Genomic DNA, 22,676 nt, shown 5'->3' on the forward strand with positions numbered 1-22,676 from the left:
TAATCAATGAAGAATGAAATGCTAGCTCTGATCCTTGCTGGTGGGCAAGGAACTCGCCTTGGAAAACTCACTCAAAGCATTGCCAAACCTGCAGTGCAATTTGGTGGACGTTATCGTATTATTGACTTTGCCTTATCCAACTGTGCCAACTCAGGTATCCACAATGTTGGCGTGATTACTCAGTATCAACCGCTTGCCTTAAACAACCATATCGGAAATGGTTCCAGTTGGGGTCTTGATGGTATTAATACTGGGGTTTCTATCCTTCAACCTTATTCTGCAAGTGAAGGAAATCGTTGGTTTGAAGGAACAAGTCATGCGATTTTCCAAAATATCGACTACATCGATAGCATCAATCCAGAGTATGTGTTGATCCTTTCTGGAGACCATATCTACAAGATGGACTATGACGACATGCTTCAGTCTCACAAAGATCACAATGCCAGCCTTACAGTAGCTGTATTAGATGTACCTTTAAAAGAAGCTAGCCGTTTCGGAATTATGAATACGGATGCCAACAATCGAATTGTCGAATTTGAAGAAAAACCTGCAGAGCCAAAATCAACAAAAGCTTCTATGGGGATCTACATTTTTGACTGGTCTCGTCTTCGCAACATGCTAGTGGCTGCAGAGAAGAGTGACATCGATATGTCTGACTTTGGTAAAAACGTTATTCCAACTTATCTTGAATCTGGAGAAAGCGTCTATGCTTATGAATTCAAGGGCTATTGGAAAGACGTGGGGACTATTGAATCTCTCTGGGAAGCGAATATGGAATATATTGATCCAAACAATGCCTTGGACAGCCGGGATCGTCACTGGAAGATTTATTCTCGTAACTTGATTTCACCACCAAACTTATTTGGCGAACATGCCCATATTGAAGATTCCTTGGTAGTGGATGGCTGCTTGGTAGACGGAACAGTAAAACATTCTATCTTGTCTACGGAAGCACAAGTTCGTAAAGGTGCAGTCGTTGAAGATTCTGTCGTCATGAGTGGTGCCATTATCGGTCAAGGTGCTGTGATTAAACGTGCTATTATCGGTGAAGGAGCAGTTGTTTCAGAAGGTGTTGTCATCGATGGAACGGAAGAAGTACAAGTCGTTGGATATAACGAAAAAGTGGGGGTAGCAACAGATGAAGATTGATAAGTATTCAGCTATTTTAGGAAACACAGTAGGCTTCCATGATATGTCATCATTGACAGATCATCGTCCTGTTGCCAGTCTGCCATTTGATGGAAAATATCGCTTGATCGACTTCCCGCTTTCTAGCCTCGCTAATGCAGGAATTCGAAGTGTATTTGGTATCTTCCAGCAAGAAAATATCAGTTCTGTCTTTGACCATATTCGCTCTGGTCGTGAGTGGGGCTTGTCAACCCTCTTGAGTCACTACTATCTCGGTATCTACAACACTCCAGTAGAAAGTTCAAACGTTGGCAAAGAATACTACGAGCAACTCTTGACCTATTTGAAACGCTCTGGTTCAAACCAGACAGTCGCTCTGAACTGTGACGTCTTGGTGAATATTGATTTGAACCAGGTTTTCCATTTGCATAATACCATTGATGCACCTATTACAGTCGTATACAAAAAGATGCATCAACGGGATATCTCAGAAGTAAATGCAATCTTGGATATTGATGAGACAGACCATGTGACTGGTCAAAAATTGTTTGAAGGCCAAGATCCTGAAGCACTTTACAATATGTCGACCGACATCTTTATTGTGGACACTCCTTGGTTGATTGAAAAATTGGAGCAAGAAGTTCATAAGGAACATCCAGAAAAACTGCGTTATATCTTACGTGATTTAGCGGTTGAATATGGGGCATTCGCTTTTGAATACACTGGCTATATTGCTAATATTCACTCTGTTGAATCCTACTACCGCGCTAATCTTGACATGTTGGAAACTCAGAAATTCATGTCTCTCTTCTCACCAAATCAAAAGATTTATACCAAGGTGAAAAATGAAGAGCCAACTTACTATGCGACTGGTTCGCAAATTAAGAATTCGCAATTTGCCTCAGGAAGCATTGTCGAAGCTTTGGTACATGATTCTGTCATCTCTCGTCGTGTTCATCTCCATAAGGGGGCAGAAATTCGTAGCAGTCTTTTGTTCCCAGGTGTTGTTGTTCACGAAGGAGCAGTCGTAGAGCATGCGATTCTTGATAAGGGCGTCGTAGTTGAAACTGGTGTTACCATTCGTGGAACCAAAGAGGCACCTCTTGTAATTAAAAAAGGTGCTGTGATTACAGAGGATATTGGATAATGAAATTATTGTTTGTTGCCGCTGAAGGAGCTCCCTTTTCAAAAACAGGGGGCCTAGGAGATGTGATTGGAGCACTTCCTAAATCCTTGGCTAAAAAGGGACATGATGTTCGTGTCGTCCTCCCCTACTATGACATGGTAGAGGCGAAATTTGGCGACCAAGTTGAAGATGTGCTACACTTCGAGACCAGAGTTGGATGGAGAAGTGAATACGTTGGTGTGAAACGCATCTATCGTGATGGTGTTACTTTCTATTTTATTGATAACCAGAAATATTTCTTTAGAGGGCATGTCTACGGAGATTTTGATGATGGGGAGCGCTTTGCCTACTTCCAATTGGCAACGCTGGAGATGATGGAACGAGTAGACTTTATTCCAAATATCATCCATGTTCATGATTATCATACTGCCATGATTCCTTTCCTTCTTAAGGAAAAATACCGTTGGATTCAAGCTTACAATGGTATTAAGTCTGTCTTGACCATCCATAATCTAGAGTTCCAAGGGCAGTTTGACCCAGGAATGCTGTGGGATTTGTTTGGAGTTGGATTTGAACGCTATGAAGATGGGACACTTCGTTGGAAGGATTGCTTGAACTGGATGAAGGCCGGGATCCTCTATGCTGATCGTGTGACCACTGTTTCACCAAGTTACGGTTATGAAATCATGACGGCTGAATATGGTTGCGGACTCGATCAAATCTTGCGGATGGAATCTGGTAAATTAACGGGGATTGTGAATGGAATCGATACAGACCTCTACAATCCTGAAACAGACCCGCTCTTGACCTATCATTTCAGTCAAGATGATTTATCAGGGAAAGCAGCAAGTAAGCGAGCTCTTCAGGAACGTGTCGGACTTCCGGTACGTGATGATGTTCCCTTGTTTGGAATTGTTTCTCGTTTGACCCGCCAAAAAGGCTTTGACGTGGTGGTTGAAGAACTCCACAATCTTCTACAAAAGGATATCCAAATCGTTCTTTTGGGTACAGGAGATCCTGGCTTTGAGCAAGCCTTTGCTTGGTTTGGCCAAGCTTATCCAGATAAACTTTCTGCTAACATCATGTTTGACGTGCAGTTGGCGCAAGAAATCTATGCCGCTTCGGATGTTTTCTTGATGCCAAGTCGTTTTGAACCATGTGGACTATCTCAAATGATGGCCATGCGCTACGGTACCTTGCCATTGGTTCACGAGGTAGGGGGATTGCGTGATACAGTGCAAGCCTATAATGTCATCAATGGCAGTGGTACTGGATTTAGCTTTAACAACCTATCTGGTTATTGGTTAAACTGGGCTGTCGATCAAGCTTTGACAGTCTATACTCATGATAAGAATGCTTGGTACGGTCTTCAAAGAGAAGCCATGAGTCGTGATTTCTCTTGGGATACGGCTAGTCAACACTATGCGGATCTCTATCAGTCTTTGTAAGATAAATCTCTAAAAACGCCTATTTTGAACTGACCCCAAAAGTTAGACAGAAAAATCTGACTCTTGGGGCCGGTACATTTTAGGAGTTTTTTTGTTGCTAAGAAAGGAAAAGGAGCTACTTACATATAGGAAGCAAAAAGGGAAGAAATCTGAGTAAGATGAGTTGCTAAAAGATGCGAAAAAAGATAAGATAGATAAAGGTAAAAAATCACGGGAAGCGTTTTAGGGGAAGTGTCATTCCTCTCCAAACATAAATGTGACTTCCTATGATTTACAAATATTACTATGTAGGAAATTATAGGATGAAACAAAGAAGACAAGCTTTTGAAAAGATTACCAAGTATTCGATTCGGAAATTATCCGTCGGAGTAGGTCCGGTTGCTATTGGAGCCCTTATTTTTGCAGGGAGTGTATTAGGAGCACCTTCTGTACAAGCTGATCAATTCACGGCAGAAGCGACAGTTCATTTGGGGTATGTCACGGAAAATGAGTTGACTCCTGAGGAACAAGCTCAGGTGATTCGTGCAATTCCTGAAGAATATCAAAATGAAGATACCTTTTATCTGGTCTATAAGAAAAAAACACCTAGTCAAGGGCTACTACCTCAAACAGGGACGACCGAATTGGCGATTGCTGGCCTTAGTTTAGCGACTGCCTCTTTAGCAGTTCTTTTGCTGTCCAAAAAACACCGAAAAAAAGTAATGGGACTCCTATTAATTGGTTCCATGGGGCAAAGTCTGCTCTTATCTATTGATGCCGCAGCCTTGCAAAATATTGAATTAGCAAGCTACAATCAAACTCTTTCAATTGCAAGCAGTAAAGAACTAGCCAATGGTGTCATTCCGATTGAAGGCTATGACTATGTTGGCTACCTTCGTTGTCCAGTTGATCCAAGAGCTACAGGCCAAGAACCTCATGTAAGAGTAGAGGAAAAGCCAGTATCCCAACCTGCAACAGAAGGAAAGACTCTATCTCAGGTAACACCTGAAGAGGGTCCTGCATTCCCTATAGTGGACAAGCCAAACGTTGAAGTTTCAACAGAAATTATTCCGTTTGAAACGGTAGAACAAGCAGATCCTACTTTAGCAAAAGGTCAAACAGCAGTTTTAAGAGCTGGACAAAATGGTGAACAGACTGTTTTTACAGAAGTAAGTACGGTAAATGGTCAGGAAGTTCGCAAGGTAGTTGAAAGCAAGGTTACTAAAGAACCAGTTTCACAAATTCTTGCTGTCGGGACCAAGGAGGATGTTCAACCAAGTCCACAACCTGCCCCAATAGTCACAGCTAAGGGAACTCAGGAAGAAGGTCATGTGGGAGAAGCGCCTGTTCAGCCGGAAGCCCCAGCCTATACCGGTGTGGTTGAAGCTAAGGGAACGCAAGAAGAAGGTCATGTAGGAGAAGCGCCTGTTCAACCGGAGACTCCATCCTATACAGGTGTCGTTGAAGCTAAGGGAACTCAGGAAGAAGGCCATGTCGGCGAAGCTCCCGTTCAACCAGAGAATCCAGCCTATACCGGTGTTGTGGAAGCCAAGGGAACGCAAGAAGAAGGCCATGTCGGCGAAGCCCCAATTCAACCGGAGAACCCAGTTTACCAAGCGACCGAAGGGACAGTGACGGAGACAGAAACGGTAATCCTTCCATATGAAACAGAGTATGTAACGGATGCCAATCGTTACACAGATGAAGAAAGCCTTCTTCAGAAAGGCGAGGCTGGTAGCCAGGAAATTCGTCGTGTTTATAAAACAGTCAATGGCGAGAAGATTGGAGAGCCCCTCAGTACGACAACTGAAACGGTAAAAGCTCCTGTGACAGAAAGAATTAGTCGTGGAAGTAAGGCGATTGAAGGCCAAACAGAGGATGTTTCGTTTGAGGATATTCCATTTAAGACGGTAACCGAACAAGATGGCACCCTGCTAAAAGGAACCGAAAGGGTTTCTCAAGCCGGTAAGAATGGGAAGAAGAAAATCACCAAGGTTTACAAGACCATCAAGGGGGTTAAAACGGCAGATGCTCCAACGGTTTCGGAAGAAGTAGTTGAACAGGCCCAAGATCGGATCATTCAAAAAGGGACTAAAGAACTTGAAAAGCCAACCTTAACCTTGACCCAGGTCGAGAAGGAAGAATTGAAGCGTAGTGCTAAAGCTACTTATCGTTTGGACAAACCAGACGGTGTGACCATCAAGTCTATCCAGGCTGTATTGAAGAAGGGTGATCAAGTGGTTAAAACGTTTGCCCTTTCAGAGACGGACTTAGCAGCTGCCTTAGCGGACTTGGACTACTACAAGGATTATACAATCACAACGATCATGGTCTATGACCGTGGAAACGGAGACGAAGAAGAAGTTCTTAAGGAAGAACCGCTAAGACTTGACCTTAAAAAAGTTGAAGTCAAAAACATCAAGGAAACCAGTCTGATTAGCGTGGATGACCAAGGCCTTGAGACTGATCGTAGCCTCTTGTCGGAGACACCATCAGATGTGAAGCCTTACTACTTAAAGGTCACCACCCATGAAAATAAGGTTACGAAACTAGCTGTTGATAAAATTGAAGAAGATACTGTAGATGGAAATAAACTATACAAAGTAACTGCTAAAGCACCAGATTTGATTCAACGTACTGCAGAGAATCGTTTCACTGAAGAGTATGTACACTATTTACCTAAGCCAAAAGCTCACGAAGGTGATGTTTACTACGACTTTAATGAACTTGTAAAAGCTATGCAAGCCAATCCGACTGGTACATTTAAACTTGGTAGCAATATGAATGCTAATAATGTACCAGCTGCTGGCAAATCTTATGTAACCAATGCCTTTAAAGGTTCATTGGGAAGTACTGATGGCAATAAATTTGCCATTCATAATATCACTAGACCATTATTTGGAAACATTGAAGGTGGATCTGTCAAGGATCTCTTATTAGAAAATGTAAATATTGATATGCCTGGAGTTGATCGAGTAGCTCCAATTGCCAATGTCATCAAAAACAATGCAACTATCGAGAATGTCAAAGTAACAGGAAGTGTTGTCGGTAATAATGATGTAGCTGGTATTATCAATAAAATTGATGGTAGTGGGAAGGTAAGTAATGTTGCCTTTATTGGTAAACTTCACGCTGCAGGTAATAGAGGAGGCTATTTAGCTGGTATCCTTGGTGAAAACTGGAAGGGTGTCGTTGAGAAAGCCTACGTTGAAGCTGAAATTACTGGTAACAAAGCAAAAGCTGCGGGTCTAGTCTATTCATCTCAAAATGGTGCTAATAACTACACGGTCGGTAAAGAAGGGGTCCTTAGAAATTCAGTTGCTAAAGGTTCTATCGAACTAAAAGAAGCTGTTCAGTCTGGTGGACTGCTGGGTACAAACTGGGCCTTAGGTACTATTGAAGACAACATCACTATGATGAAAGTCAAAACAGGTGAGATGGTATTTGGTCACTCAGATATTGATGCTGACGATTACTTCACCTATTCAAGAACCAAACGTAATTATAGTGTTGATGGCGTGAGTGAAGGTAAGAAATCCTTTAACAATTCACGTAAAATTCCAAGTATCTCACTGGCAGAAGCTGAGCAGAAAATTGTAGCAATGGGAATCACTGCTGATAAATTTACTAGCAGCAAACCAATTGAAGACAAGCTTAATAACAGTCTAAACAAAGACGATCAGTACAAAGCAATTGATAGTTATGATGCAACTCGTGAGCTAGCTTACCGTAATATTGCAAAACTTCAACCTTTCTATAATAAAGAGTGGATTGTAGACCAAGGTAATAAATTAGCTGCAGGAAGTCCTCTCTTGACTAAAGAAGTATTATCTGTAACTGCCATGAAAGGTAATACTTTCGTGACGGAATTAGCTGATGCTGATCATATTATGATCCACTATGCAGATAAGACAAAAGATATCTTTAGCATTACGCCGAAAGACTCTAAAGTCAAACAAGTGAAAGAGTACGGTATTGCAGAACTCGGTGAAGTAGTCTATACGCCGAATATGGTGGACAAAGACCGTAGTGATCTCATTGGTGCCATCGTAGGGAAATTAAGTCCTGTCGAATTGCAATCTGATCCAATCTACACTCATCTTGGTAGAACAGGACCAAACAAAGTCAATGCCATTAAGAACCTTTACCTCGAAGAAAGTTTCCAAGAAGTCAAGGACAATCTGACTCACTTGGTGAAACAACTAGTTGAAAACCAAGACCATCAATTAAACACGGATGAGGCTGCCAAACGTGCCCTTATCAAGAAGATTGATGATAACAAGGCAGCGGTTCTCCTTGGTCTTTCTTACCTGAACCGTTATTACGGAGTGAAGTTTGATGATTTTAATATTAAGCAACTCATGTTGTTTAAACCAGACTTCTATGGTAAGAATGTAAGTGTGTTAGACTTCTTGATCAAGGTTGGTTCCAAAGAAAATAACATTAAAGGTGATAGAACTTTAGAAGCTTATCGCGAAACTATCGGTGGAGTTATCGGTATAGGCGAGTTAAACAGTTTCTTAGACTATAATATGCGTCTATTCACAGAAGACAAAGATCTAAATGATTGGTTCATAAAAGCAACCAAAGACAATGTCTATATTGTCGAGCCTGAGACAACCAATCCAGCATTCGCATCTGCTAAGCATAGAGCCTATGAGGGCTTAAACAATGATGTTCACGGTAAAATGATTTTACCACTCTTGAACTTAAAAGATGCCCATATGTTCTTGATTTCAACCTATAACACCATGGCCTATAGTTCATTTGAAAAATATGGTAAGAACACTGAAGCAGAGCGTAATGCCTTCAAAGCTGAAATTGATAAGGTTGCTAAAGGACAACAGAATTACCTAGATTTCTGGTCACGTCTATCTCTAGATAAAGTACGTAATCAGCTCTTGAAGAGCAATAATATGGTTCCAACACCTGTACTGGACAACCAGAATTATAAAGGCATTAGTACTGACCGTTATGGCCATACAAACAGTGGTAAAGATGTGGCACCTATCCGTGAATTGTATGGACCTACAGACCGTTACCATGCGACTGATTGGCGTATGGGAGCTGTTGCTCGCGTTTATGCGAATCCATATAAGGATGATTCTGTCTTCTTTATGGTGACGGACATGATTAGTGATTTTGGGGTATCTGCCTTTACTCATGAAACAACTCACGTAAATGACCGAATGGTTTACCTAGGTGGCTCAAGACACCGTGAAGGAACAGATCTTGAAGCATTTGCTCAAGGAATGTTACAAACTCCGTCAGTATCAAATCCAAATGGTGAGTACAAAGCCCTAGGTCTCAACATGGCTTATGAACGTCCAAACGATGGAAATCAATGGTATAACACTAATCCAAATGACCTTAAATCACGTGACGAAATTGATCGTTACATGAAGGGCTATAATGACACTCTCATGCTTCTAGATTATCTTGAAGGAGAAGCTGTCCTCAATAAAGCAAATCAAGATTTAAACAATGCTTGGTTCAAGAAGGTTGATAAGCAATACCGAGGAAATAACACCAAGAACCAATTCGATAAGGTTCGACCGTTGAGTGATGAGGAAAAAGCCATTGCTTTAAACACAGTAGATGACCTCATCACCAATAATTTCATGACCAACCGTGGTCCTGGAAATGGCGTCTATAATCCATCAGACTTTGGTTCAGCTTATGTGACCGTACCGATGATGACAGGGATCTATGGTGGGAACACTAGTGAAGGTGCTCCAGGAGCGATGTCATTTAAACACAATACTTTCAGAATCTGGGGTTACTATGGCTATGAAAAAGGCTTCCTGAACTATGCTTCTAACATGCTAAAAGCTGAATCTAAAAAAGCTGGTAAAGATACTCTAGGTGATGATTTCATCATTAACAAGATTTCTGATGGTAAATTTAGTACCCTTGAAGATTGGAAGAAAGCTTACTTCAAAGAAGTTGTGACAAGTGCTAAAAATGGAATACAATCTTTTGAAATTGATGGTAAAACATACAATAGCTATGAAGACTTGAAACAAGCCTTTGCTGAAGCAGTTGATAAAGATAAAGCTACCCTAAGTAACGGCTCTGTCAAATTTGATCATACTGTTTCACTGAAAGAAAAAGTCTTTAAGAAATTGCTGCAACAAACAGACAGTTTCAAAACCTCTATTTTTAAATAGGAAGAAAATGCTCATCTGCTCGTCAGGTGAGTTTTTTCTATCCTTGGTAATAATGCCTCCTCTTCTGATGAAAATAATATAAATTTGTGTGAAATACAAAAATAGACAAAGTGTCTAAAGATAATTAGAATCTTTTGAAAGCTAGTGGTAAGAGAAATTTTAAAAGTGGTGACAGAATTGCCGTAAAACGTTTTCTTTCTGAGCAAACATTTGACTATTATATTTTTTAGGAGTAAACTAAGGGAGTAAAATTTATTTAAGGAGAATTCATCATGAATTTAACATTTTTAGGTCTTTGTTTTGCCTGCTTCGGCGTATCCATTGCTGAAGGATTGATTATGAGTAATCTTTTTAAAGCTGCTTCTCGTCAACCAGAGATTATCGGTCAATTACGTAGCCTTTTGATCCTTGGGATTGCCTTTGTAGAAGGTACCTTCTTCGTAACCTTGGCCATGGCCTTCGTTATTAAATAGACTTCTCTATTTAGGAAAGGAGGTGTCAAACCTTGGAAGAAAGTGTGAATCCAACCCTAAATATTGGACCAGTATCCTTTGATTTGACCCTACTTGCCATGTCTCTTGTAACTGTTTTGATGGTCTTTGCTTTTGTCTATTGGGCAAGCCGCAAAATGACCCTCCGTCCTAAGGGCAAACAGAATGCTCTTGAGATGATCTATGATTTTGTCATTAGTTTTACCAAGGGAAACATTGGAGAGCACTACATGAAGAACTATTCTTTGTTCTTGTTTTCTCTCTTTCTCTTTATCTTAGTGGCCAATAATATTGGCTTAATGGCAAAAGTCCAAACAACAAACGGTTATAACTTGTGGACTTCCCCAACGGCTAACCTCGGCTATGACTTATCTCTCTCCTTTATGATCACCTTGATCGCACATGTGGAAGGAGTTCGTCGTCGAGGCTTTAAGGAATACTTGAAGGCCTTTGCGACTCCTGGTTTTATGACCCCGATGAACCTCCTAGAAGAGGTGACCAATTTTGCTTCCTTAGCAATTCGGATCTACGGGAATATTTTTGCCGGTGAAGTATTGGCAGGCTTGCTCTTAGCCTTGTCTCAACAAGCCTTTTATTGGTATCCAGCAGCCTTTATCGGAAGCATGTTATGGACAGCCTTTTCGATTTTCATTTCATGTATCCAAGCCTATGTATTTACCATGTTGTCATCCATGTACATAGGTAAAAAAATAAACGGTGAGGAAGAGTAAGTAGAGGAGTAGAAGATGGATTTAACAATTGGTACCATTATTGGTGACTTTATACTAATCGCTGGTTCCTTCCTCTTATTAATCTTTTTAGTAAAGAAATTTGCTTGGGGCAATATTACTAGTATTTTGGATGCGCGTGCTGAAAAAATCACCAACGATATTGACGAAGCAGAGGCAGCCCGTAAAAAGGCTGAGGAACTAGCTACAAAACGCGAAGCAGAGTTGGCAGGTAGTCGTCAAGAAGCTACAACGATTCTTGAAACGGCCAAGGAAACAGCCGAAAAAAATAAGGCTCACATTCTCAGTGAAGCTAACCAAGAAGCCCTTCGCTTGAAAGAAAAAGCGCAATTAGAAATTTCGCAAAATAAAGAAGAAGCGATGAACAGTATCAAGGGAGATGTCGCAGATCTAACCGTTAACTTGGCAGGTAAATTACTAAGCCAACAGTTGGACTCTGAAGGCCATCGCCAACTGATCGATCGCTACCTAAATGAATTAGGAGATGCCTAATGGACAAAAAGCAATTAATGGTAATTGAGAAATATTCCCAGCCTTTTGTTCAATTGGTATTTGAAAAGAATCAGCAAGATGACGTTTATGAACAACTCAGTCAAATAAAGGCTGTTTTTGAGGAAACAGACCTTGCTGCATTTTTAGCTCATATCGGTGTAGAGGATGAAGAGAAGGCGAAAAGTCTGCGACTTTTCCAAAACTCGGATTCAACATTACTAGACCATTTGATTGAAGTGGTTATTCTCAATCATCGTGAAGCCTTATTTTATGACATTGTCAGAGTTAGTATGGATCAAATCCAACAAGTGAGCAACTGTTTCGAAGTAACCGTTTCTTCGGTTACAGGGCTCGATCAGGCTCAAAAAGAAAAATTGATCCCCATTATTGAAAAGAAATTTGGCATCCAAGTTCGTTCTCTGAAAGAAAAATTGGATCCAGATTTGATTGGTGGTTTTGTGGTTTCAGCAAATCACAAGACGCTTGATACCAGTCTAAAACGTCAATTGCAAGTCATAAAAGCAAATTTGAAATAGAAAGTGGTGTGAATTTTGGCGATTAACGCACAAGAAATCAGCGCTTTAATTAAGCAACAAATTGAAAATTTCCAGCCAAATTTTGACGTCACAGAGACCGGAGTCGTTACCTATATTGGTGACGGGATTGCGCGTGCTCATGGCCTTGAAAATGCAATGAGTGGTGAGTTGTTGATCTTTGAAAACGGCTCATACGGGATGGCGCAAAACTTGGAAACGACAGATGTTGGGATTATTATCCTCGGAGACTTTACGGATATTCGTGAAGGAGACTCGATCCGTCGGACTGGTAAAATCATGGAAGTCCCTGCTGGGGATGCCTTAATTGGTCGGGTTGTCAATCCTCTCGGTCAGCCAGTGGATGGCTTGGGAGAAATCGTGACAGATAAATTCCGTCCAGTTGAAACACCAGCTCCTGGTGTTATGCAACGGAAATCTGTCTCAGAGCCCCTTCAAACCGGTTTGAAAGCCATTGATGCCCTCGTTCCAATTGGACGAGGCCAACGGGAATTGATCATCGGAGACCGTCAAACAGGGAAAACCTCTATTGCCATCGATACCATCTTGAACCAAAAGGATCAAGACATGATCTGTATCTATGTCGCAATTGGACAAAAAGAATCAACGGTTCGGACACAAGTAGAAACACTTCGCAAGTATGGAGCAATGGATTATACCATTGTCGTGACAGCATCAGCCTCACAACCGTCTCCATTGCTATTCCTTGCACCTTATGCAGGGGTTGCGATGGCCGAAGAGTTCATGTACAATGGCAAACACGTTTTGATCGTCTATGATGATTTGTCAAAACAAGCCGTTGCTTACCGTGAATTGTCCCTTCTTCTTCGTCGTCCGCCAGGACGTGAAGCCTTCCCAGGGGATGTCTTCTACCTTCACAGCCGTTTGTTGGAACGTTCTGCGAAAGTATCGGATGAATTAGGTGGTGGATCCATAACTGCGCTTCCAATTATTGAAACACAAGCAGGAGATATTTCCGCTTATATCGCAACTAACGTGATTTCGATTACGGATGGCCAAATCTTCTTGCAAGATAGCCTCTTTAACTCAGGAATTCGTCCAGCCATCGATGCGGGATCCTCTGTGTCACGGGTTGGTGGATCAGCTCAAATCAAGGCTATGAAGAAGGTTGCGGGGACTCTCCGTATTGACCTCGCTTCTTACCGTGAATTGGAAGCTTTCACCAAGTTTGGTAGTGACTTGGATGCTGCTACTCAAGCCAAGTTGAACCGTGGTCGCCGGACTGTAGAAGTCTTGAAGCAACCGGTCCATGAACCATTAACTGTCGAAAAACAGGTGGTGATCTTGTATGCTTTGACACATGGGTTCTTGGATAGTGTACCAGTTGATGATATCCTTCGCTTTGAAGAGGAATTGTTTGCCTTTGTAGAAGCGCATCATCCAGAAATCTTTGAAACCATTCGTACGACCAAAGATCTTCCAAGTGAAGAAACAATGGATGCAGTGATTACTGACTTTGTCAACCAATCAAGTTTCAAATAGAAATAGGAGTGGCAGATGGCAGTTTCTTTAAATGATATCAAAAATAAAATTGCATCGACAAAGAATACCAGTCAAATTACGAATGCTATGCAGATGGTATCTGCTGCCAAACTTGGGAAGTCTGAGCAAGCTGCCAAGGACTTCCAAATTTACGCATCTAAGGTTCGTAAACTATTGACAGACCTCTTACATGGACACGAGGCTGAGAATGCTAAATACCATCCATTTTTAAAGAGTCGTCCTGTCAAAAAGTCTGCTTATATTGTTATCACTTCTGACCGTGGACTAGTGGGAGGCTACAACGCCTCTATCCTCAAGTCAGTTATGGAATTGAAGGAAGAATACCATCCAACGGGTGAGGATTTTGAAGTCATCTGTATTGGAAGTATTGGGGCAGATTTCTTTAGAGCAAGAGGCATTCAGCCAGTTTATGAACTACGTGGCCTAGCGGATCAACCAAGCTTTGATGAAGTGCGGAAGATTATCAATAAGACAGTCCAAATGTATCAAAATGAATTGTTTGATGAATTGTATGTCTGTTATAATCACCACGTCAATAGTTTGACCAGTCAATTGCGGGTAGAACAAATGCTTCCGATTATTGACTTGGACCCCAATGAAGCAGATGAAGATTATATCTTGAATCTGGAGTTGGAATCAGACCGCGATGCGATTTTGGATCAATTGCTTCCACAGTTTGCGGAAAGTATGATTTATGGAGCCATCATTGATGCCAAAACAGCTGAAAATGCTGCCGGTATGATGGCCATGCAAACCGCAACAGACAATGCCAAGAAAGTAATTGATGAATTGACCATTCAATACAACCGAGCTCGTCAGGCAACCATTACGCAAGAAATTACGGAAATTGTTGCAGGAGCGAGTGCGCTTGAGTAGTTGATTCGATGCACATTTTAACAATAAAAAATAAGCTTGATCGCAGTTATTAACAAGCTTACAGACTTAATAGAATAGGAGAATGACATGAGTTTAGGCAAAATTTCTCAGGTTGTAGGTCCTGTCGTTGACGTAGCTTTTGCTGCGGGCGATAAACTCCCTGAGATTAATAATGCGCTTGTAGTCTATAAAAATGACCAACATAAATCAAAAGTCGTTCTTGAAGTAGCTCTTGAACTTGGGGATGGTGTCGTTCGTACCATTGCCATGGAATCAACAGATGGCTTGACTCGTGGGATGGAAGTATTGGACACTGGTCGTCCAATCTCTGTACCTGTCGGAAAAGAAACTCTTGGACGTGTCTTCAACGTCTTGGGAGATACCATTGACTTGGAAGAAGCATTTCCAGAAGATGCTCCTCGTGAATCCATTCATAAAAAAGCTCCATCCTTTGATGAGCTTTCTACTTCAGAAGAAATTCTTGAAACAGGGATCAAGGTCATTGACCTCCTTGCCCCTTACCTGAAAGGTGGGAAGGTCGGCCTCTTCGGTGGTGCCGGAGTTGGAAAGACCGTCTTGATTCAAGAATTGATCCACAACATTGCCCAAGAGCACGGTGGGATCTCTGTATTTACCGGAGTTGGAGAACGGACCCGTGAAGGGAATGACCTTTACTGGGAAATGAAGGAATCTGGCGTTATCGAAAAAACAGCCATGGTCTTTGGACAAATGAACGAACCACCAGGAGCACGGATGCGTGTAGCTCTTACTGGTTTGACCATTGCGGAATATTTCCGTGATGTAGAAGGTCAAGACGTTCTCTTGTTTATCGACAATATCTTCCGTTTCACCCAAGCCGGTTCAGAAGTATCAGCCCTTTTAGGACGGATGCCTTCTGCCGTGGGTTACCAACCGACCTTGGCAACTGAAATGGGACAATTGCAAGAACGGATTACCTCAACCAAGAAAGGTTCTGTTACATCGATCCAAGCCATCTATGTGCCAGCCGATGACTATACAGACCCTGCCCCAGCAACCGCCTTCGCCCATTTGGACTCAACGACCAACTTGGAGCGTAAATTGGTCCAATTAGGGATTTACCCTGCCGTTGACCCATTGGCATCTAGCTCTCGTGCCCTTTCTCCAGACATCGTCGGAGAAGAGCACTATGCGGTGGCTTCTGAGGTCAAACGCGTCCTTCAACGCTACCACGAATTGCAAGATATCATTGCTATCTTGGGGATGGATGAATTGTCTGATGATGAAAAGACCTTGGTAGCTCGTGCTCGTCGCATTCAGTTCTTCTTGTCTCAAAACTTTAATGTGGCGGAACAATTCACTGGTCAACCTGGTTCTTATGTACCGGTTGCAGAAACTGTACGTGGCTTTAAGGAAATTTTGGATGGGAAGCATGACCACTTGCCAGAGGATGCTTTCCGTGGTGTTGGTTCGATCGAAGATGTGATTGCAAAAGCTGAAAAAATGGGATTCTAAGAAGAGGTGAAAGATGAGTCAAATGAACGTCCAAATCGTTACACCGGATGGACTGGTTTATGATCATCATGCCGCATTTGTATCTGTCAAGACAATTGATGGTGAATTAGGGATTTTACCTCGTCATATCAATACCATTGCGGTTTTGGCTGTAGACCAAGTCAAGGTCCGTCGGGTCGATGACGAAAAACACATTGATTGGATCGCCGTGAATGGTGGGATTATCGAAGTGGCAGATAATGTCATTACCATCGTAGCGGATTCGGCGGAACGCGCTCGAGACATTGATGTTAGCCGGGCTGAGCGTGCAAAAATGCGTGCTGAAAAAGCCCTTGAAGAAGCCAAAGATCAACATTCTGTTGATATGGAGCGTCGTGCAAAAATTGCCCTTCAACGAGCTATTAACCGGATTAATGTCGGAAATCGATTATAAAAATAGAAAGAAGTTGATTAAATCGACTTCTTTTTTTTGAATCTAAAGAATATGAAAGGAAAGTTTTTCTTATGGTATAATAGAGGTATGATTCAAATGATTTTTACTTTTTGCAGTCACCTATTATTTATTTTCTTCGCCTACCACCTTCTTTCAACGGTGGTTCAGTGGGAGCGTTTTTTAAAGGTAAACGCCGAAACAGCCGTAAAAATTCGGCTTCTTATTTTATTGATCAGCATTAGTCTTGGCTATTTGACTAGTAGCTTCTTTATCAGTATTTATGAATTCAGTCGGCAGTTGTTTAACGGGAACTTTTAGCTTCTTTTTTAATGAATTTATGGTATGATAGTAGTCGTGACTGAATGAAATGGAGTAATAACAAGTATGGATAAAATTATTGTAAATGGTGGTCAAAATCGCCTAGTTGGAACTGTGAAGATTGAAGGAGCAAAGAATGCAGTCCTTCCCCTTTTAGCAGCAACTGTTTTGGCCAGTGAAGGAACAACAACTTTGACCAATGTTCCTGTTTTATCTGATGTCTTTACAATGAACAATGTCGTTCGTGGCTTGAACACTCAAGTTACGTTTGATGAAGAAACCAATACAGTAGTCGTTGATGCGACGCAACCATTAACAGAAGAAGCACCTTACAAATATGTCAGTAAGATGCGAGCTTCGATCGTCGTTTTAGGTCCTGTCTTGGCCCGGAATGGTCATGCCAAAGTTTCCATGCCAGGTGGCTGTACCATTGGAAGTCGTCCAATCGATTTGCACTTGAAGGGCTTGGAAGCCATGGGGGCGAAAATCACCCAAACAGCTGGTTACATTGAAGCAAAAGCAGATCGTCTTCAAGGAGCTCATATCTACATGGATTTCCCATCCGTAGGTGCCACCCAAAATATCATGATGGCAGCAACCTTAGCAAATGGAACAACGGTTATCGAGAACGCGGCCCGCGAACCTGAGATCGTGGACTTGGCCTCTCTGTTGAATAAGATGGGAGCTAAGGTACGTGGAGCAGGTACAGAAACCTTGACGATTGTTGGGGTAGATCGTTTGCATGGAGCGGTTCACAATGTCGTTCAAGACCGAATTGAGGCAGGAACCTTCATGGTTGGTGCAGCCATGACAGGTGGAGACGTTTTAATCGAGGATGCAATTTGGGAACACAACCGTCCTCTTCTGTCCAAAATGCAAGAAATGGGTGTTGAGGTAACAGAAGAAGAAAATGGTATTCGCATTCGCTCAGATGTCTCTAAATTGAAACCAGTAACGGTAAAAACCTTGCCTTATCCAGGCTTCCCTACAGATATGCAAGCCCAATTCACTGCTTTGATGGCCATGGCTTCTGGTGAATCAACAATGATTGAAACGGTCTTTGAAAATCGTTTCCAACATTTGGAAGAGATGCGTCGGATGGGCTTACACTCAGACATTATGAGAGATACAGCCCGCATCCAAGGTGGAGCTAGCTTACAAGGGGCTGAAGTGATGTCGACAGACTTGCGTGCTAGTGCGACCTTGATTTTAATGGGGCTTGTGGCTGAAGGAGAAACCAAAGTGAGCAAGTTAACCCACCTTGATCGTGGATATTTTAAATTCCATGAAAAATTGGTGGCTCTTGGAGCAGATGTACGTCGTGTGAAGGAAGATGATGATGAAAACTAAATTAAAAGCAATCGGAAAACAATTGGGGATCGTCTTATTGGTTCTTACCATTCTAGCGATTGTCTTTGCCCTTGGCTTGGTCATTGGATATGGTGTCATTGGCAATGGGAAGGATCCTTGGTCCATTCTCTCGCCAGATACCTGGAAGGAAATCCTTCAGAAATTTTCAGGTAAGTAACCATTTATCAAAAAGAGGAGCTTGAGATCGTGATCCCAGGCTCTTTCCCATTCAGTAGAAATAGAGGAAACCATTGTGGCAAACGATCAACAAAAACCACTTAAAATGAAAAAATCGAGACAAACCTTACTAGGCTTGGTGGTAGCTGCAGCTCTCTCAATCGGCGGGTATTATTTTAGTCAACCCCAGCCAATCGCCAGTCACTCTCAAGTTCAAACGGTTGTTACTTCGAGTCAAGAAGCAACACCGAGTAAGGAACTAGCGGAGAGTGTTCTGACAGATAGTGTTCGAGCTAAACTAGGAAAGAACATTCAATGGAACGAAGCAGGCGCTTTCATCATTAACCAGAATAAAACCAATCTGGATGCGGATGTTGCGAGTCTCCCTTATGCAGATACCAAGACAAAGACTGTAAAAGGACGAGAAATTCCCACGGTTGCCAACGCTTTGATGACCAAGGCGACTCGTCAATACCAAAAAAGAGAACAAATGGACATAGATTGGGCCCCAGCTGGTTGGCACCAAGTAACCAATTTAGCTGGGGAATATGACCATGCGGTTGATCGGGGACACCTTCTCGGCTATGCCTTGATTGGCAACTTAGATGGATTTGATGCCTCGATGACGAATCCTAAAAATATTGCGGTTCAAACAGCTTGGGCCAATCAAGCACGTGATAGTTTTTCGACGGGACAAAATTACTATGAAACCCTTGTTCGCAAGGCCCTAGACAAAAATAAACGGGTCCGTTATCGGGTGACACTCTACTATGCATCGGATGAAGATTTAGTACCAGTTGGTAGTCAGATTGAAGCGAAATCCAGCGATGGTAGTCTAGAGTTTAATGTCTTTGTTCCGAATGTCCAGAGTGGGATTAGTTTGGATTATCGTACTGGAAAAGTAACAGTGCATCGCTAAGCTAAAGATAAAAGAAGAAGCAGGATGAAAAGGATTCGGTTGGCTTTGCTGTCAACTGGATCTTTTTCTTTTCATGACTTCAATCTTTAGTTTATTTTAAGAAAAGTAAGGTATATTATTGTCTTCTAGACCTAAACAGAGGTCTTCCCAAGGAAAGGAGGAGCTTGTGAGAACTATTATAGCCATGATTCGTTTTCTAATACGGGCCATTTGGAGTCTTGTTTGGGGCTTGTTTTGGACCCTAGCCCTCAGTTTTTCCCTACTGGTTGGTGTTCTATTCTTTAGTGGCAAAACCGGTAGCGGGATAGATGGGGTCAGTCGTGCAGCCCAAACGGTTGTCACGCAGGTAGATGCTTACTTTCATCGAACTGGTCCTTTGCTAGGTCCGGGAAGTCCATCTGCTCAAGAAGGTCTTGCAACAGATGGCCATACCTCTACAGGAGCAAGGTGGGATCAGGCAACTGCAAAAGTTTATCTAGATCCTGCAATGGATGAGACCTTTACCCTTGCTTATAAGGAAGCTCTTGAGTCTTGGAATCAGACAGGGGCCTTCACTTTCCAACTTGTCACCAGTGAAGAAGAGGCAGATATCCTCTTGACAGAGATGGATGATAGCACGGTTTCTGTAGCAGGTGAAGCAGAAACCCAGACTAATGTTTTAACCAATCGTTTCAAACGGGTGATTGTTCGTTTGAATCGCTATTACCTATTAAACAAGCAGTACAACTATTCCCACCAACGGATTGTAAATACAGCTGAGCATGAACTAGGCCATGCCATTGGTTTGGACCATAATGAGGAAGAGTCTGTCATGCAGGCAGCTGGTTCCTTTTATAGCATTCAAGCGAGGGATATTGAGGCTGTTCGTCAACTATACAAGGAGTAAGGATGATCAAACGCATACTGTATCTTATTCGAACCTTTCCAGAACAAGTGGCACTCTTTGTGTTTAATTCTGGAATCTTTCTATGGCTATCCCAAAAAGGGCAAGCAATTTCCCATGAATTAGGCATTCAACAGGCTTGGGAAAACTATGCTCCTGAGGGAGTCCGTCAATTTTTCGGGGACAATAAGGAAGCTGTTCAAGCTTTCTTCTCCAATTCGGCCATTACTTGGCTGATTGGTTCCATGATTATCCTATTTGTGATTCGCTTTGTGAAGGGAGTCATCAAATGGGGCTTGATTTTGCTGGTGATTGGCATCGGACTTTTCCTAGCCTATCAATACAGTCAAATGGCTTCCAATATCTCAGCAATTTGAAAAGTAAGGAAAGGTCAAGCGCATCTAGCGTTTGGCCTTTTCTTCAATTGTCATTTTGTCAAAAGTAAGGTACAATGAAACTATGATTATTTTACAAGCCAACAAAATTGAACGCTCTTTTGCAGGGGAGGTTCTTTTTGATAATATCAGCCTGCAAGTGGATGAACGGGACCGGATTGCCCTGGTCGGAAAGAACGGAGCCGGCAAGTCTACGCTCTTGAAAATCTTGGTGGGAGAAGAAGAGCCGACTTCTGGGGAAATCAATAAAAAGCGAGATCTCTCTCTTTCCTATCTAGCTCAAGATAGCCGCTTTGAGTCGTCCAATACTATTTACGATGAGATGCTCCATGTCTTTGACGATCTCAGAAAGACCGAGAAAGCCTTGCGTCAGATGGAGCTTGCAATGGGGGAAACAACTGGCGCTGACCTAGAAAAACTCATGCAGGACTATGACCGTCTCTCGGAAGAATTCCGTCAGGCAGGTGGCTTCACCTATGAAGCTGACATCCGCGCGATTCTCAACGGCTTTAAGTTCGATGAGTCCATGTGGCAGATGAAGATTGAAGAGCTGTCTGGTGGGCAAAATACCCGTCTGGCTCTGGCCAAGATGCTCTTGGAAAAGCCAAATCTCTTGGTACTGGATGAGCCGACCAACCACTTGGATATTGAGACCATTGCCTGGTTGGAAAATTACTTGGTGAATTATAGTGGGGCCCTTCTCATTGTCAGCCACGACCGCTATTTCCTAGATAAGGTTGCCACCATTACCTTGGACTTGACCAAGCATTCTTTGGATCGCTATGTCGGCAATTACTCCAGCTTTGTCGATCAAAAAGAGCAAAAATTATTGACCGAAGCTAAGAACTACGAAAAGCAACAAAAAGAAATAGCTGCTCTCGAAGACTTTGTCAATCGCAATTTGGTGCGGGCGTCGACCACCAAGCGGGCCCAGTCTCGGCGTAAGCAGTTGGAAAAAATGGAGCGCTTAGATAAGCCCGAAGCTGGGGCCAAGTCTGCCCATATGACCTTCCATTCTGATAAGACGTCTGGAAATGTAGTTTTGACTGTAGAAGAGGCAGCTGTCGGCTATGACGATCAAATCCTGTCCGAGCCAATTAATTTGGATATCCGGAAGATGAATGCGGTCGCTATTGTGGGGCCAAATGGGATCGGGAAATCTACCCTGATCAAGTCCATTATTGGACAGATTCCTTTTATCAAAGGGGAAGCCCGTTTTGGGGCCAATGTCGAGGTGGGCTACTATGATCAGACCCAAAGTAAGTTAACCCCTTACAACAGTGTCTTGGATGAGCTCTGGAATGACTTTAAACTGACACCAGAAGTAGAAATTCGCAATCGCCTGGGAGCCTTTCTTTTCTCTGGGGACGATGTCAAGAAAACCGTCGGCATGCTGTCAGGTGGAGAGCGAGCGCGCTTGCTTCTAGCCAAGCTGTCCATGGAGAATAACAACTTTTTGATTCTCGACGAGCCGACTAACCACTTGGATATCGATAGCAAGGAAGTACTGGAAAATGCCTTGATTGATTTTGACGGGACTCTTCTATTTGTCAGCCACGACCGCTACTTTATCAATCGGGTTGCTACACAAGTTTTGGAACTGTCGGAAGAAGGCTCAACTCTTTACCTAGGAGACTATGATTATTATCTGGAGAAAAAAGCGGAGTTAGAGGCCCTTGCTGCAGCACAAGCAGAAGCTATGCCTGTTTCTTCTACGGAGGAAGTCACCAGCAATGACTATCACCTGCAAAAGCAAAATCAGAAGGAACTCCGGAAAATCACCCGTCGCATTGAGCAATTGGAAGCGGAGATGGAAGAGCTTGATCAAAAAATCCAAGCCATCACCGAAACCATGCATAGCACCAATGATGCAGAAGACTTGGTACAACTCCAGAGCGACCTTGACCAACTAACCGTCCAGCAGGAAGCAGTCATGGAAGAGTGGGCAGAACTGTCAGAGCAGGTGGAATAGATGGAAGAGCTTGGAAAAGTTTTTCGTGAATTTCGAATCAATAAAAATTATTCGTTGAAAGAAGCATCAGGCCACTAATGAAATCGGCGAGTTCATGGAGAGCCAGTAGCAATTGGACCAGCTGACCGCCATCCAAGAAGAAGCCAGGCTAGATTGGGAAGAACTAGCACAGTAAGTATAGTTTTCTAATTTGTATAA

General features: G+C 42.5%; 19 protein-coding genes. All 19 read left to right on the forward strand.

The genetic code is table 11. The features are described 5' to 3' along the window. Positions 1 to 6: 6 nt before the first annotated feature. The 19 genes from ADF75_RS07170 (at position 7) to ADF75_RS07260 (ending at position 22,478) form a co-directional block, all read left to right on the forward strand. On the forward strand, positions 7 to 1,149 hold the full coding sequence (locus ADF75_RS07170) for a glucose-1-phosphate adenylyltransferase (RefSeq protein ID WP_048789644.1): 1,143 nt from the start codon (positions 7 to 9) through the stop codon (positions 1,147 to 1,149). After that, entirely contained in the window at positions 1,139 to 2,275 is a 1,137-nt protein-coding gene (gene glgD / locus ADF75_RS07175; protein ID WP_048789645.1) for a glucose-1-phosphate adenylyltransferase subunit GlgD, read from the forward strand. Before ADF75_RS07170 ends, glgD begins: the two co-directional genes overlap by 11 nt. After that, complete coding sequence (glgA, locus tag ADF75_RS07180; RefSeq protein ID WP_048789646.1) at positions 2,275 to 3,702, forward strand: glycogen synthase GlgA; 1,428 nt, start codon at positions 2,275 to 2,277, stop codon at positions 3,700 to 3,702. Before glgD ends, glgA begins: the two co-directional genes overlap by 1 nt. A 302-nt stretch (positions 3,703 to 4,004) precedes the next feature. Continuing rightward, the gene (locus ADF75_RS07185) at positions 4,005 to 9,851 is read left to right on the forward strand and encodes a ZmpA/ZmpB/ZmpC family metallo-endopeptidase (RefSeq protein ID WP_048789647.1); all 5,847 of its coding nucleotides are present in this window, start codon (positions 4,005 to 4,007) and stop codon (positions 9,849 to 9,851) included. Positions 9,852 to 10,123: 272 nt separating this feature from the next. Further along, the gene (locus ADF75_RS07190; RefSeq protein WP_006596628.1) at positions 10,124 to 10,324 is read left to right on the forward strand and encodes a F0F1 ATP synthase subunit C; all 201 of its coding nucleotides are present in this window, start codon (positions 10,124 to 10,126) and stop codon (positions 10,322 to 10,324) included. Between the two features lie 32 nt (positions 10,325 to 10,356). Continuing rightward, complete coding sequence (atpB, locus tag ADF75_RS07195; protein WP_048789648.1) at positions 10,357 to 11,073, forward strand: F0F1 ATP synthase subunit A; 717 nt, start codon at positions 10,357 to 10,359, stop codon at positions 11,071 to 11,073. Between the two features lie 15 nt (positions 11,074 to 11,088). Then, positions 11,089 to 11,583, forward strand: coding sequence for a F0F1 ATP synthase subunit B (gene atpF, locus ADF75_RS07200; RefSeq protein WP_006596626.1), 495 nt, complete (start codon positions 11,089 to 11,091; stop codon positions 11,581 to 11,583). After that, positions 11,583 to 12,119 (forward strand): F0F1 ATP synthase subunit delta, encoded by a 537-nt coding sequence (locus ADF75_RS07205; protein WP_048789649.1) that lies wholly within the window; start codon positions 11,583 to 11,585, stop codon positions 12,117 to 12,119. The genes atpF and ADF75_RS07205 overlap by 1 nt, the downstream gene beginning before the upstream one ends. Before the next feature lie 15 nt (positions 12,120 to 12,134). Then, positions 12,135 to 13,640: a F0F1 ATP synthase subunit alpha gene (gene atpA, locus ADF75_RS07210; protein WP_048789650.1), complete on the forward strand. Its 1,506-nt coding sequence runs from the start codon at positions 12,135 to 12,137 to the stop codon at positions 13,638 to 13,640. A 15-nt stretch (positions 13,641 to 13,655) separates the two neighbouring features. Further along, positions 13,656 to 14,537, forward strand: coding sequence for a F0F1 ATP synthase subunit gamma (locus ADF75_RS07215; protein WP_006596944.1), 882 nt, complete (start codon positions 13,656 to 13,658; stop codon positions 14,535 to 14,537). Positions 14,538 to 14,624: 87 nt separating this feature from the next. After that, the gene (gene atpD / locus ADF75_RS07220) at positions 14,625 to 16,031 is read left to right on the forward strand and encodes a F0F1 ATP synthase subunit beta (RefSeq protein WP_048789651.1); all 1,407 of its coding nucleotides are present in this window, start codon (positions 14,625 to 14,627) and stop codon (positions 16,029 to 16,031) included. Positions 16,032 to 16,044: 13 nt separating this feature from the next. Then, on the forward strand, positions 16,045 to 16,464 hold the full coding sequence (locus ADF75_RS07225; protein WP_048689307.1) for a F0F1 ATP synthase subunit epsilon: 420 nt from the start codon (positions 16,045 to 16,047) through the stop codon (positions 16,462 to 16,464). 87 nt (positions 16,465 to 16,551) lie between these two features. Then, on the forward strand, positions 16,552 to 16,782 hold the full coding sequence (locus ADF75_RS07230; RefSeq protein WP_040803274.1) for a DUF1146 family protein: 231 nt from the start codon (positions 16,552 to 16,554) through the stop codon (positions 16,780 to 16,782). A 66-nt stretch (positions 16,783 to 16,848) separates the two neighbouring features. Then, entirely contained in the window at positions 16,849 to 18,132 is a 1,284-nt protein-coding gene (murA, locus tag ADF75_RS07235; protein WP_048789652.1) for a UDP-N-acetylglucosamine 1-carboxyvinyltransferase, read from the forward strand. Then, a complete protein-coding gene (locus tag ADF75_RS07240) occupies positions 18,122 to 18,310 on the forward strand; it encodes a DNA-directed RNA polymerase subunit beta (protein ID WP_006596916.1) in 189 nt (62 codons plus the stop codon). The genes murA and ADF75_RS07240 overlap by 11 nt, the downstream gene beginning before the upstream one ends. Positions 18,311 to 18,415: 105 nt before the next feature. After that, positions 18,416 to 19,228 carry a DNA/RNA non-specific endonuclease gene (locus tag ADF75_RS07245; protein WP_192831475.1) on the forward strand — a complete coding sequence of 271 codons (813 nt, stop codon included), beginning with the start codon at positions 18,416 to 18,418 and terminating at the stop codon, positions 19,226 to 19,228. A 166-nt stretch (positions 19,229 to 19,394) separates the two neighbouring features. Further along, entirely contained in the window at positions 19,395 to 20,114 is a 720-nt protein-coding gene (locus tag ADF75_RS07250) for a matrixin family metalloprotease (protein WP_048789654.1), read from the forward strand. Positions 20,115 to 20,116: 2 nt separating this feature from the next. Further along, positions 20,117 to 20,488 (forward strand): hypothetical protein, encoded by a 372-nt coding sequence (locus ADF75_RS07255; RefSeq protein WP_048789655.1) that lies wholly within the window; start codon positions 20,117 to 20,119, stop codon positions 20,486 to 20,488. An 82-nt stretch (positions 20,489 to 20,570) separates the two neighbouring features. Beyond that, positions 20,571 to 22,478 carry an ABC-F family ATP-binding cassette domain-containing protein gene (locus tag ADF75_RS07260; RefSeq protein WP_048789656.1) on the forward strand — a complete coding sequence of 636 codons (1,908 nt, stop codon included), beginning with the start codon at positions 20,571 to 20,573 and terminating at the stop codon, positions 22,476 to 22,478. Positions 22,479 to 22,676: the final 198 nt, after the last annotated feature.

The sequence above is a fragment of the Streptococcus sp. 1171_SSPC genome (assembly GCF_001069335.1).
In the GTDB taxonomy this organism is placed as follows: Bacteria; Bacillota; Bacilli; order Lactobacillales; family Streptococcaceae; genus Streptococcus; species Streptococcus xiaochunlingii.